Source organism: Streptomyces fumanus (genome assembly GCF_014655295.1).
Taxonomy (GTDB): Bacteria; Actinomycetota; Actinomycetes; order Streptomycetales; family Streptomycetaceae; genus Streptomyces; species Streptomyces fumanus.
In genome coordinates this window covers 211,596-223,873 of sequence record NZ_BNBI01000009.1, presented here as the reverse complement: position 1 = coordinate 223,873, position 12,278 = coordinate 211,596, and the positions used below count along the sequence as shown (strand labels likewise).

Annotated in this window: 12 protein-coding genes and 1 riboswitch; of the genes, 8 read left to right on the top strand and 4 right to left on the bottom strand. The window is 73.5% G+C overall.

Annotation, left to right across the window (positions count from 1 at the left end):
* The first annotated feature begins 33 nt into the window (after positions 1-33).
* Both IE316_RS21120 and IE316_RS21115 read left to right on the top strand, forming a co-directional pair.
* Positions 34-1,410, top strand: a complete 1,377-nt coding sequence (locus tag IE316_RS21120) for a helix-turn-helix domain-containing protein (RefSeq protein WP_190205997.1) — start codon at positions 34-36, stop codon at positions 1,408-1,410.
* A 391-nt stretch (positions 1,411-1,801) separates the two neighbouring features.
* Positions 1,802-2,791: a malate dehydrogenase gene (locus IE316_RS21115; protein WP_190205996.1), complete on the top strand. Its 990-nt coding sequence runs from the start codon at positions 1,802-1,804 to the stop codon at positions 2,789-2,791.
* A 127-nt stretch (positions 2,792-2,918) separates the two neighbouring features.
* Here the strand turns inward: IE316_RS21115 and IE316_RS21110 are convergent, their stop codons facing one another.
* Genes IE316_RS21110 through IE316_RS21100 form a run of 3 tightly spaced genes read right to left on the bottom strand, consistent with a single transcriptional unit; the run spans position 2,919 to position 4,683 of the window.
* Positions 2,919-3,656, bottom strand: a complete 738-nt coding sequence (locus IE316_RS21110; RefSeq protein WP_190206178.1) for an isocitrate lyase/PEP mutase family protein — start codon at positions 3,654-3,656, stop codon at positions 2,919-2,921.
* Between the two features lie 59 nt (positions 3,657-3,715).
* Positions 3,716-4,162: a carboxymuconolactone decarboxylase family protein gene (locus IE316_RS21105; protein ID WP_190205995.1), complete on the bottom strand. Its 447-nt coding sequence runs from the start codon at positions 4,160-4,162 to the stop codon at positions 3,716-3,718.
* Positions 4,159-4,683 carry a carboxymuconolactone decarboxylase family protein gene (locus IE316_RS21100; RefSeq protein ID WP_190205994.1) on the bottom strand — a complete coding sequence of 175 codons (525 nt, stop codon included), beginning with the start codon at positions 4,681-4,683 and terminating at the stop codon, positions 4,159-4,161. Before IE316_RS21100 ends, IE316_RS21105 begins: the two co-directional genes overlap by 4 nt.
* A gap of 46 nt (positions 4,684-4,729) precedes the next feature.
* On the opposite strand from IE316_RS21100, the gene pdxR reads away from it, so the two are divergent.
* The 6 genes from pdxR to IE316_RS21070 all read left to right on the top strand — a co-directional run bounded on the left by pdxR (position 4,730) and on the right by IE316_RS21070 (position 11,459).
* Positions 4,730-6,121, top strand: a complete 1,392-nt coding sequence (gene pdxR, locus IE316_RS21095; RefSeq protein ID WP_190205993.1) for a MocR-like pyridoxine biosynthesis transcription factor PdxR — start codon at positions 4,730-4,732, stop codon at positions 6,119-6,121.
* Between the two features lie 90 nt (positions 6,122-6,211).
* The gene (locus IE316_RS21090; RefSeq protein WP_190205992.1) at positions 6,212-6,559 is read left to right on the top strand and encodes a hypothetical protein; all 348 of its coding nucleotides are present in this window, start codon (positions 6,212-6,214) and stop codon (positions 6,557-6,559) included.
* 3 nt (positions 6,560-6,562) lie between these two features.
* The gene (locus tag IE316_RS21085; RefSeq protein WP_190205991.1) at positions 6,563-7,747 is read left to right on the top strand and encodes a glutathionylspermidine synthase family protein; all 1,185 of its coding nucleotides are present in this window, start codon (positions 6,563-6,565) and stop codon (positions 7,745-7,747) included.
* 132 nt (positions 7,748-7,879) lie between these two features.
* Positions 7,880-7,984: riboswitch (ZMP/ZTP riboswitch) on the top strand.
* Between the two features lie 30 nt (positions 7,985-8,014).
* Complete coding sequence (locus IE316_RS21080; protein WP_190205990.1) at positions 8,015-9,460, top strand: glycine hydroxymethyltransferase; 1,446 nt, start codon at positions 8,015-8,017, stop codon at positions 9,458-9,460.
* 277 nt (positions 9,461-9,737) lie between these two features.
* The gene (trpS, locus tag IE316_RS21075) at positions 9,738-10,751 is read left to right on the top strand and encodes a tryptophan--tRNA ligase (protein WP_190205989.1); all 1,014 of its coding nucleotides are present in this window, start codon (positions 9,738-9,740) and stop codon (positions 10,749-10,751) included.
* A gap of 126 nt (positions 10,752-10,877) precedes the next feature.
* On the top strand, positions 10,878-11,459 hold the full coding sequence (locus IE316_RS21070) for a 2'-5' RNA ligase family protein (protein WP_190205988.1): 582 nt from the start codon (positions 10,878-10,880) through the stop codon (positions 11,457-11,459).
* A 61-nt stretch (positions 11,460-11,520) separates the two neighbouring features.
* Here IE316_RS21070 and dprE2 read toward each other — a convergent pair whose 3' ends face one another.
* The gene (dprE2, locus tag IE316_RS21065) at positions 11,521-12,276 is read right to left on the bottom strand and encodes a decaprenylphospho-beta-D-erythro-pentofuranosid-2-ulose 2-reductase (RefSeq protein ID WP_190205987.1); all 756 of its coding nucleotides are present in this window, start codon (positions 12,274-12,276) and stop codon (positions 11,521-11,523) included.
* Positions 12,277-12,278: the final 2 nt, after the last annotated feature.

Genomic DNA, 12,278 nt, shown 5'->3' with positions numbered 1-12,278 from the left:
CAGCACGTCACCCGGGGGAAGAGGGGGGAAGCGATGCCTCGTTGGAAGGCACTGCCGGACGATCTCGATCCGCAGATCCGCGAGTTCGCCGGCCAGTTGCGCCGGCTCGTCGACCGCAGTGATCTGAGCGTCGCGGCGCTGGCCGACGCCACGGGTTACAGCAAGACCTCCTGGGAGAAGTACCTCAACGGCCGGCTGCTCGCCCCCAAGGGCGCGGTCGTGGCCCTGGCCGAGGTCACGGAGACCGACCCGGTCCACCTGACCACCATGTGGGAGCTGGCCGAACGCGCCTGGAGCCGCGCGGAGATGCGGCACGACCGGACGATCGAGGCCATACGGATCTCCCAGGCACGGGCGGCACTCGGCGAACCGGGCGGCGGACGGAACGAGACGGAGGGCGGCCGGGCGGGTCCTGGCCCCACGCGTCCGACTGGCCCCGCCGGTCCCGGCCCCGCCGGTCCCACGGGTCCCGGTCCCACAGGTCCCGGTTCCGCCGCTGCCGGGCCCGCCTCCCCGCCCGTACCGAGCCGGCCGACGGCCGCGGACAGCGCGGACTCGGCCACGGGCCGCGACGGTGCCGTACGGGACCGGGGCCCGGCCGCCGCGTCGCCCGGACCGGGTCCGGCCGCCGGTGAGTCCGCGCCCGTCAACTCCTGGGGACTGGCCGGGTACCGCGGCCCCGCGCCCTCCGGGCCCCGCCGCGGCGGGGCCGTACCCGGGCGGGACGCCACCGTGGCCTTCGGCGGCCCACCCGCCGCTCCGGGCCGTCCCCGGCCGTCCGTCCCGGGCGGCCCGCGCCCGTCCGTCCCGGGCAGTCCGTACGGAACGCCGTCGGCTCCGTACGGAACCCCGCCGCCCCCGTACGGCGGTGGCCCGCACGGCACGCCGCCCCCCGCTCCCCGCCCCCGGCGCGGCCCCGCCGGCAAGCGGACGGCGATGTTCGCCGCCGGTGTCGTCGGTGTCCTGGGCGTGCTCGCCGGGGCCTTCTTCCTGCTGCACGACGGCGGGGAGAAGGAGAACGAGGGTGCCAAGCCCTCGCCCTCGCCCACCGCGACCGCCCGCAAGAGCCTGCCGCCGGGCGTGAAGTGCAGCGGCGACCAGTGCACCGGCAAGGACGCGGAGGCTATGGGCTGCGGCGGCGACCTGGTCACCACCGAGCAGTCCGTCACCGTCGGCACCACCCTGGTCGAGGTCCGCTACAGCAAGGTCTGCGGTGCCGTCTGGGGCCGGGTCACGCAGGCCGCGCCGGGCGACGAGGTCGAGGTCAGCGCGGGCAAGGCCAAGCAGACCGGCTCGGTCACCACGGCCGGGGACACCATCGCGTACACCCCGATGGTGGCGGTGCCGGACGCCGCCGACGCCACCGCGTGCGTCACCCTCGCGTCGGGCGAGAAGGGCTGCACCCCATAACGGCACCGGGGGCCGGGCGTGATCCGTCCCGTCCCCGAAGAACCCGTTCCCGAGGAACCCGTCCCGGAAGAACCGTCCCGGAAAAAACTTCCGGCGGGGGTGCATGGCGCCCGCCATCGCGGGCACGCGAAAAGTACCCCCCCACGGGAGCCCGGCAACGGTTTCTCCCCCCACGGCGGTCGCCCAGGTCCCCCCTCTCCCGGACCGGCGGCCGCCTCTTCTGTGTGCGCGGATGTGTACGGCGACGCTGTGGGCCGGGTTACACCGACCCGGACGTCCGGCATCCCGGATGCGCGATAGCCTGACCGCTGGGTAGATCTCTTGACGCCAAGAGATCGATCAAACACAGCGGGGCAGGGACGCCCCACCGCCAGCTCATACGGAGAACGCCATGACCCGCACTCCCGTGAACGTCACCGTCACCGGCGCGGCCGGCCAGATCGGTTACGCCCTGCTCTTCCGCATCGCCTCCGGCCAGTTGCTCGGCGCGGACGTGCCGGTCAAGCTGCGCCTGCTGGAGATCACCCCGGCGCTGAAGGCCGCCGAGGGCACCGCGATGGAACTGGACGACTGCGCGTTCCCGCTGCTCCAGGGCATCGAGATCACCGACGACCCGAACGTCGCCTTCGACGGCGCCAACGTCGCCCTGCTCGTCGGTGCCCGCCCCCGCACCAAGGGCATGGAGCGCGGTGACCTCCTGGAGGCCAACGGCGGCATCTTCAAGCCGCAGGGCAAGGCCATCAACGACCACGCCGCGGACGACATCAAGGTCCTCGTCGTCGGCAACCCGGCCAACACCAACGCGCTGATCGCGCAGGCCGCCGCCCCCGACGTACCGGCCGAGCGGTTCACCGCGATGACCCGTCTGGACCACAACCGGGCGCTGACCCAGTTGGCGAAGAAGACCGGCTCCACGGTCGCCGACATCAAGCGGCTGACCATCTGGGGCAACCACTCCGCCACCCAGTACCCGGACATCTTCCACGCCACCATCGCCGGCAAGAACGCCGCCGAGGTCGTCAACGACGAGAAGTGGCTGGCCGAGGACTTCATCCCGACCGTCGCCAAGCGCGGTGCGGCGATCATCGAGGCCCGGGGCGCGTCCTCCGCCGCGTCGGCCGCCAACGCCGCCATCGACCACGTCCACACCTGGGTCAACGGCACCGCCGAGGGCGACTGGGTCTCCATGGGCATCCCGTCGGACGGCTCCTACGGCGTCCCGGAGGGCCTGATCTCCTCCTTCCCGGTCACCTGCAAGGACGGCAAGTACGAGATCGTCCAGGGCCTGGAGATCAACGAGTTCTCCCGCACCCGTATCGACGCCTCCGTCAAGGAGCTGGCGGACGAGCGCGAGGCGGTCCGCGGCCTCGGCCTCATCTGATTCCGCGTTCCCCGCGAGGCCCCGCCCGGTGCGGGGCCTCCGGCATGTCCGGCCCCACCGGCCCGCCCCTCCGGCCCACCGACCGCCCCCCGATCCGGCCGGTGAGCCGTCGCTCGTCCGTCCCCGCTCAGCTCCGCAGCCGTGCCGCCGTCTCCCGGAGGGCCTCGGTCGCGTGGCGCTGGAGGCCGGGGCCGAAGGTGATCCGGGTGGCCCCGAGTTCGCCCAGCCGGGCGGGCGAGGGGTCCTGGCCGGGCCGCGCGAACACGTTGACCGGCCCGGATATCCCGGCCCGCAGCAACGGCAGGACCTCCGGCGGGGCCAGGATCGGATACACGCAGTCCGCGCCCGCCGCCACGTACAACGCGGCCCGCTCGATGGCCCGTTCGGGGTCGCAGACGCCGCGCAGGAACGTGTCCACCCGCGCGTTGACGAACAGCTCGCCCCCCGCCGCCGAGCGCACCTCGGCGAGCCACTCCGCGTGTTCGCGCGGGTCCTTGAGCACGCCCCCGGCCGAGTCCTCCAGGTTGCAGCCCACGGCGCCCGCCGCCAGCAGCCGCTCCACCAGCTCCTTCGGCGCCAGCCCGTACCCGTCCTCCACGTCCGCCGACACCGGCACCCGCACGGCCCGCGTGATCCTGGCGACCGCCGCGAACATCTCGTCGGCCGGGGTGTGCCCGTCCTCGTAGCCGAGGGAGGCCGCGACGCCCGCGCTGGGTGTCGCGAGCGCCGGGAACCCGGCCTCCTCGAACACCCGGGCGCTCGCCGCGTCCCACGGCCCGGGCAGCACCAGCGGATCGTCCGGCGCGCGATGCCGGTGCAGCGCGCGGAAACGCTCGGCCTTGTCCGCGCAACCGGCGTCCCGCACGGAACCGGCCCGGTCCACGGAGTCGGCCCCGCCCACGGAGCCGGCGTCGCCTGCGGTGCTCACGGTGTATATCCCCCCGGCGGAATGCGGCGGCTGACCATCACCCGGTTCCAGTTGTTGATGGCGGCGATCAGCCCGATCAGATGGGCGAGTTCCCCCGGGGCGAAGTGCGCGGCGGCCTTCTCGTACACCGCGTCCGGCACGAAGCCGTCGGTCAGCACGGTCACCGCCTCGGTCAGTGCCAGCGCGGCCCGCTCCCGCTCGTCGAAGACGCCCTCGGCCTCCTCCCAGGCGGCGAGGAGATCGAGCTGCTGTTCGCTCACCCCGTACTCGCGGGCGAGGGTGAGATGCATGTCCAGACAGAAGGCGCAGTGGTTGAGCTGCGAGGCGCGGATCACCACCAGCTCGGCGAGGGCCGGGTCGCCGAGCCCCCGCTTCGCCGCCGCGCTGAGCGCCGACATCGCCGCGGCGACCTCGCGGTCGAGCAGCCCGGTGCGCGCGGTCATCCGTGCTGCCCCGGCCGGTAGTGGCCCGGCGCCATCCGGCAGGTGACCCCGAACCGGTTCCAGGCGTTGATCACCGCGATCGCGGCGATCAACTGGGCCAGCTCCGCCTCCTCGAAGTGCGCGGCGGCCTTCTCGTACACCTCGTCCGGCACGAAACCGTCCGTCAGCACGGTCACCGCCTCGGTCAGCTCCAGCGCCGCCAGCTCCCGCTCCGTGTAGAACGCGCGGGACTCCTCCCAGGCGGAGAGCTGCACGATCCGCTCCACGCTCTCGCCCGCCGCGAGCGCGTCCTTGGTGTGCATGTCGATGCAGAGCGCGCAGTGGTTGATCTGCGAGGCGCGGATCTTCACCAGCTCGTACAGCTTCGGGTCCAGGCCCCGCTTGGCGGCGGCGTCCAGCCGGATCATCGCCTTGTAGACCTCGGGGGCGTGCTTGGCCCACTCCAGCCGGGCGGGTGGTTCGGGCGCGTAAGGAGTCGGAGACGGGGTGGCTTCGATGCGGGTCGTCGTGTCGATCGTCATGCCTCGACCCTAGGAACGAAGCAGCCCAGGAGTATGGTCCATTTCCATGCCGCGATCCTGGGCCACTCTCGGCTTCGACCTGCACCTGGAACCGACCGGGCCGGGGCTGCGCCGGGGCCTGACCGACGCCCTGCGCGACGCCGTCCGCACCGGCCGCCTCGCCCCCGGCACCCGTCTGCCGTCCTCCCGTACCCTCGCCGCCGACCTGGGCATCGCCCGCAACACCGTCGCCGACGCCTACGCCGACCTGGTCGCCGAGGGCTGGCTCACCGCGCGCCAGGGCTCGGGCACCCGGGTCGCCGACCGGGCCGTGGCCGCGCCGGTGACCGACCCGGTCAGCCACCCCCGGGTGCCCGCCGGCCCCGCCTACGACCTGCGCCCCGGCACCCCCGACCTCGCCTCCTTCCCGCGCGCCGAGTGGCTCAGGGCCGCCCGCCGCGCGCTGGCCGCCGCCCCGAACGACGCCCTCGGCTACGGCGACCCCCGCGGCCGCCCCGAACTGCGCACCGCCCTCGCCGGCTACCTCTCCCGCGTCCGCGGTGTCCGCACCGGTCCGGAACGCGTCCTGGTCTGCGGCGGGTTCGCGCACGGCCTCACCCTGCTCGGCACGGTGCTGCGCGCCCGAGGCGTCCACACGGTCGCCGTGGAGTCCTACGGCCTGCACTTCCACCGGGACCTGCTCACCGCCGCCGGTCTGCGCACCGTCCCGCTGCCCTATGACGACCGGGGCACCGACCCCCGCTCGCCGGCCTGTGACGCCGGGGCCGTCCTGCTCACCCCCGCCCACCAGTTCCCGATGGGCGAGCCGCTGCGGCCCGACCGGCGGGCGGCCGTCGTGGACTGGGCCCGGCGCACCGGCGCCCTGGTCCTGGAGGACGACTACGACGGCGAGTTCCGCTACGACCGCCAGCCCGTCGGCGCCCTCCAGGGCCTGGACCCCGACCGCGTGGTCTATCTGGGCACCGCCAGCAAGTCCCTCGCCCCCGGCGTCCGGCTGGGCTGGGCGGTCCTGCCGCCGGGGCTGATGGACGACATGGTCGCCGCCAAGGGCTCCAGCGACACCTGCGCGGCCCTGGAACAGCTCACCCTCGCCGAGTTCCTCACCTCCGGCGCCCACGACCGGCACGTCCGCGCCGCCCGGCTGCGCTACCGCCGGCGCCGCGACGCCCTGATCGCCGCGCTCGCCGCCCGCAACCCCGAGGTCCGCGCCACCGGCATCGCGGCCGGCCTGCACGCCGTGCTCCGCCTGCCGCCCGGCACCGAGCAGTCCGTCGTCCAGGCCGCCACCTGGCAGCACCTCGCCCTGTACGGCCTGTCCTACTTCCGCCACCCCCGGGCCGTCGCCGAGCCCGTCGACGCCGTCGTCGTCGGCTACGGCACCCCGCCCGACCACGCCTGGGCGGGGGCCCTGGACGCCCTCTGCCGCGCCCTGCCGTAAAGTCCCTCCCCGGTGACGGCCGTGCATATCATCGGCCCAACTGCCGGACGAGGGCCGCAAGACCGGCCGGGACGAGGGGGAGACAGGAACATGGCAGAGACCCGGCGGCGGCTGCGGTCCAGCACCGTGGTGCTCGGCGGCATGGGCGTCCTGGCGGCAGCGCTGACCTCGTGCGGCTCCGAACCCGACCGCCGCTGCGTGGACCGCGACAGCTACGACACCCTCAACGGCTACCGGATCGTCGCCGACAAGAACTGCAAGTCCTCCGGCTCCGCCCGCAAGGGCGGCAGGAAGACCGGCGCCACCCGGGTCGACGCCGACTGGTACTACGACGCCGACGTCAGCGGCACGTGGGCCACCTCCGGCACCTTCAGCCGCGACGAGGCCGTGGACCGGGGCGGCTTCGGCTGCTCCGGCTCCGGCAGCGGCGGCGGCTGACCCGTGGAACGCCGCACCATCGACCCCCGCCCCGACTGGCAGCGCACCGTCGAGGAACAGGGGCTCATCTACCCCCTGACCCGCTACCCCGACGGCTCCCTGCGCCCCTACTGGGACGAGAGCGCCTACTACCTCTTCTCCCTGGAGGAGGTCGAGGCGCTGGAGGAGGTCGTCGAGGAACTGCACCGCATGTGCCTGGCCGCGGCCGACCACATCGTCACCGCCGGCCGCTTCGCCGACCTCGGCATCACCGACCCCCGGGTGGTCCGCGCGGTCACCGAGGCATGGCACCGCCGGGCCGAACTCCCCTCCGTCTACGCCCGCTTCGACCTGCGCTACGACGGCACCGGCCCGGCCAAGCTGCTGGAGTACAACGCCGACACCCCGACCTCCCTCGTGGAGGCCGCCTCCCCGCAGTGGTTCTGGATGGAGGAGCGCTTTGCCGGCGCCGACCAGTGGAACTCCCTCCACGAACGCCTGGTCGCCGCCTGGAAGAGACAGGCCGCCCTGCTCCCGCCCGGCAGCCCCCTGTACTTCGCGCACTCCTCCGCCGACGAACTCGGCGAGGACCTCATGACCGTCGCCTACCTCAAGGAGACCGCCGAGCAGGCCGGCCTGGACACCGACTGGATCTCCATGGAGGAGATCGGCTGGGACCGGCTCTCCGGCCGCTTCGTCGACAACCGGCTCCGCTTCATCCGGAGCTGCTTCAAGCTCTACCCCTGGGAGTGGCTCACCACCGACCGCTTCGCCGACCACGTCCTGGACACCCTCGACAACGGCGGCGGCACCGGCACCACCCTGTGGATCGAGCCCGCCTGGAAGATGCTGCTGAGCAACAAGGCCCTCCTCGCCGTCCTGTGGGAGCTGTACCCCGGCCACCCCAACCTCCTCCCCGCCTACCTCGACGGCCCCCGCGAACTGGCCCGCACCACCGGCTACGTCGCCAAGCCGCTGCTCGGCCGCGAGGGCGCCGGCGTGACCGTCCACCCGGCCGGCACCGAGGCCGACCCGCGCACCGAGCCCGTCTGCTACCAGGAGCTCGCCCCGCTGCCCGCCTTCGACGGCAACCACGTCGTCCTCGGCGCCTGGGTCGTCGAGGACGAGTCCGCCGGCCTCGGCATCCGCGAGTCCTCCGGCCTGGTCACCGACGAGTACGCGAGATTCCTGCCCCACGTGATCCTCTGAGGCGTCAGGGGAAGCGCCCCGAAAGGGGCGCCGAAAGGGGCGCGGGGAACCGCGCGACCAGCCGCGACGAACCCGCACCCGGCAACGACGAGCAACCCGGCAAACGCACCCCGACCCCACCCGGTAGGCTGGCCACGGGGCCGTGACTGGCGCGCTGGGATGGACGAACCATCGGGGAGCGGCCCCGGTTCCCTGATCACCGGGGACCGGAACGTGCCGTGCGCCTGGGCCGACCTAGAACGCCGACAGCAACGTCCGGAGGTCCCCATGTCCGCAGAGCTCACCCCCGCTTCCACCGCCTACCGTGCCGCCCTCGACGTGATCCGCGCCGTCGAGCCGCGCGTGGCCGACGCGATCGGCCAGGAGGTCGCCGACCAGCGCGAGATGCTCAAGCTGATCGCCTCCGAGAACTACGCCTCCCCGGCCACCCTGCTGGCGATGGGCAACTGGTTCAGCGACAAGTACGCCGAGGGCACCGTCGGCCGCCGCTTCTACGCCGGCTGCCGCAACGTCGACACCGTCGAGTCCCTGGCCGCCGAGCACGCCCGGGAACTCTTCGGCGCCCGGCACGCCTACGTCCAGCCGCACTCCGGCATCGACGCCAACCTGGTCGCCTTCTGGGCCGTCCTCGCCGACCGGGTCGAGGCCCCCTTCCTGGAGAAGACCGGCGTCCGCCAGATCAACGACCTCTCCGACGCCGACTGGGCCGAGCTGCGCCAGGCGTTCGGCAACCAGCGGATGCTCGGCATGTCCCTGGACGCCGGCGGCCACCTCACCCACGGCTTCCGCCCGAACATCTCCGGCAAGATGTTCGACCAGCGCTCCTACGGCACCGACCCCGCCACCGGCCTCCTCGACTACGAGGCCCTGCGCGCCACCGCCCGCGAGTTCAAGCCGCTGATCATCGTCGCCGGCTACTCCGCCTACCCCCGGCTGGTGAACTTCCGGATCATGCGGGAGATCGCCGACGAGGTCGGCGCCACCCTCATGGTCGACATGGCGCACTTCGCCGGTCTCGTCGCCGGCAAGGTCCTCACCGGCGACTTCGACCCGGTGCCGCACGCCCAGATCGTCACCACCACCACCCACAAGTCGCTGCGCGGCCCGCGCGGCGGCATGGTCCTGTGCGACGACTCCCTCAAGGACCAGGTCGACCGCGGCTGCCCGATGGTCCTCGGCGGCCCGCTGCCGCACGTGATGGCCGCCAAGGCCGTCGCCCTCGCCGAGGCCCGCCAGGACTCCTTCCGGGACTACGCCCAGCGCATCGTCGACAACTCCCGCGCCCTCGCCGAGGGCCTGATGCGCCGCGGCGCCACCCTGGTCACCGGCGGCACCGACAACCACCTCAACCTGATCGACGTGGCCACCTCCTACGGGCTCACCGGCCGCCAGGCCGAGGCCGCCCTGCTGGACTCCGGCATCGTCACCAACCGCAACGCCATCCCGGCCGACCCCAACGGCGCCTGGTACACCTCCGGCATCCGCATCGGCACCCCCGCCCTGACCACCCGGGGCCTGGGCACCGCCGAGATGGACGAGGTCGCCGGTCTCATCGACCGCGTCCTGACCGCCACCGAGCCCGGCACCACCAGCAAGGGCGCCCCCTCCAAGGCCCAGCACGTCCTGGACCCGAAGATCTCGGAGGAGATCTCCCGCCGGGCCACCGACCTCGTGGCCGGTTTCCCGCTGTACCCGGAGATCGACCTCGGCTGACCCCTCGGCCGGCCCGCGCGGACGGCTTCCCGCCAGGGCGGCCCGGCCCTCCCGCCGGGCCGCCCCGCGACGTAGCGGTGCGGGTGCCACCGGTCGGGCCGGCTCATCCGTCGATCAGCTCCTGCCGGGGCCCCTGCGCCCGCTCCCGGCGGAGCCGAGGTATCCGTCCGGCAAGGGGCCGCAGGGCCAGGGCGAGCGCCGCTCCGGGCCGCGATCGGTTCCCCCCTGTTCCCGGCCAGTTCCGGAGCGGTCCGCGGAACCTGAGAGAATGGTGAGCATGGCTTCTGACCGACCCCGCGTGCTCTCCGGAATCCAGCCCACCGCAGGCTCGTTCCACCTCGGCAACTACCTGGGCGCCGTCCGCCAGTGGGTGGCCCTGCAGGAGACCCACGACGCGTTCTACATGGTCGTCGACCTGCACGCGATCACGGTCCCGCAGGACCCGAAGGAGCTGCGCGCCAACACCCGGCTGGCCGCCGCCCAGTTGCTGGCCGCCGGCCTCGACCCGGACCGCTGCACGCTCTTCGTCCAGAGCCATGTCCCCGAGCACGCCCAGCTCGCCTGGGTCATGAACTGCATCACCGGCTTCGGCGAGGCCGGCCGCATGACCCAGTTCAAGGACAAGGCCGCCAAGCAGGGCGCCGACCGCGCCTCCGTCGGCCTGTTCACGTACCCGGTGCTCCAGGTCGCGGACATCCTGCTGTACCAGGCCCACCAGGTCCCCGTCGGCGAGGACCAGCGCCAGCACATCGAGCTCACCCGCGACCTGGCCGAGCGCTTCAACGGCCGCTTCGGCGACACCTTCACCGTGCCCTCGGCGTACATCCTCAAGGAGACGGCGAAGATCTACGACCTCCAGGACCCGACGGTCAAGATGAGCAAGTCGGCGTCCACGCCGAAGGGCCTGATCAACCTCCTGGACGAGCCGAAGACCACCGCCAAGAAGGTCAGGAGCGCGGTCACCGACACCGACACCGTGATCCGCTACGACGTCGAGCACAAGCCCGGCATCAGCAACCTCCTCACCATCTACTCCACCCTCACCGGGGCGGGCATCGGCGAGCTGGAGGAGAAGTACGCGGGCAAGGGCTACGGCGCGCTCAAGACGGACCTCGCCGAGATCATGGTCGAGTTCGTGACGCCGTTCCGGGAGCGCACCCAGCAGTACCTGGACGACCCGGAGACGCTGGACGCGGTCCTGGCCAAGGGCGCCGAGAAGGCGCGTGCCGTGGCCGCGGAGACCCTCTCCCAGGCGTACGACCGCGTGGGCTTCCTGCCCGCCAAGCACTGAGCGGCGCCCGGAGCGCCGCACATCACTCCGGTTGCGCCTGCCCCGGGCACGGTCGTGGCCGTACAGTCGATTGACAGGTGGCCGCGCCGGCGGCCGCCTTACGCCGGCACAAGGACAGGAGACGACGTGGGGACCGTAACGATCGGCGTGTCGATCGCGGTCCCGGAGCCTCACGGCAGCCAGCTCCAGGAGCTGCGCGCGGGCTTCGGCGACGCCGCGGCTCACGGTATCCCCACCCACGTCACCCTGCTGCCGCCGACGGAGGTCGAGGCCGCGGCGCTGCCCGCGATCGAGGCGCACCTGGCGGAGGTGGCGGCCGCCGGGCGGGCCTTCCCGATGAAGCTGTCCGGCACGGGCACCTTCCGGCCGCTGTCGCCGGTGGTCTTCGTCCGCGTGGTGGAGGGCGCCGACGCGTGCACCTGGCTGCAGAAGCAGGTCCGGGACGCCTCCGGGCCGGTCGCGCGGGAACTCCAGTTCCCCTACCACCCGCACGTGACGGTGGCGCACGGCATCGAGGAGGCGGCCATGGACCGTGCCTTCGAGGAGCTGGCCGACTACGAGGCCGAGTGGCCCTGCACCGGCTTCGCGCTCTACGAGCAGGGCGCCGACGGGGTCTGGCGCAAGCTGCGCGAGTTCCCCTTCGGCAACGCGGTCGTCCCGCCCCAGGCCGGCCCCGCCGACCGGGACTCCCTCCCGACGCGCTCCTAGCCTCCGCGCTCCTGCGAAGAAGGGCCCTGGGCGGCCGGCCCCCGGCCCCCCGGACACACCCCTAGACGGGCAGCCGCCGGAACACCCCGCGCGGGAGGTGCCGCAGCGCGGACATCACCACGCGGAGGGCGCCGGGCACCCACACCGTCTCCGAGCGGCGCCGCAGCCCCAGCTCCACGGCGGCGGCCACCGCCTCCGGGGTGGTCGCCAGGGGGGCCTCGTCCAGCCCGGCGGTCATCCGGGAGCGGACGAACCCGGGGCGTACGACCATGACGTGCACGCCGGTGCCATGCAGCGCGTCGCCCAGCCCCTGCGCGAAGGCGTCCAGGCCGGCCTTGCTGGAGCCGTAGATGAAGTTGGCGCGGCGGGCCCGCTCCCCGGCGACGGAGGAGAGCACGACCAGCGAGCCGTGGCCCTGGGCCTGGAGGGCGCGGGCGCTGACCAGGCCGGCGCTGACCGCGCCGGTGTAGTTGGTCTGGGCGACCCGGACGGCGCCGGCCGGCTCCCGTTCGTCGTGCGCCTGGTCGCCCAGGATGCCGAAGGCGAGCAGCACCAGGTCGATGTCGCCCTCCGCGAAGACCTTGCCGAGGGCCGCCTCGTGGGAGTCGGGGTCGAGGGCGTCGAAGGCGACGGTGCGGACCTCGGCGCCGAGCCCGCGCAGTTCCCCGGCCGCCGCGTCGAGGGCGGGGGAGGGGCGGCCGGCCAGCCAGACGGTGCGGGTGCGGCGGGCGATCAGGCGGCGGGCGGTGGCCAGCGCGATCTCGGACGTACCGCCGAGGACGAGCAGGGACTGGGGCAGGCCGAAGGCGTCCTTCATGG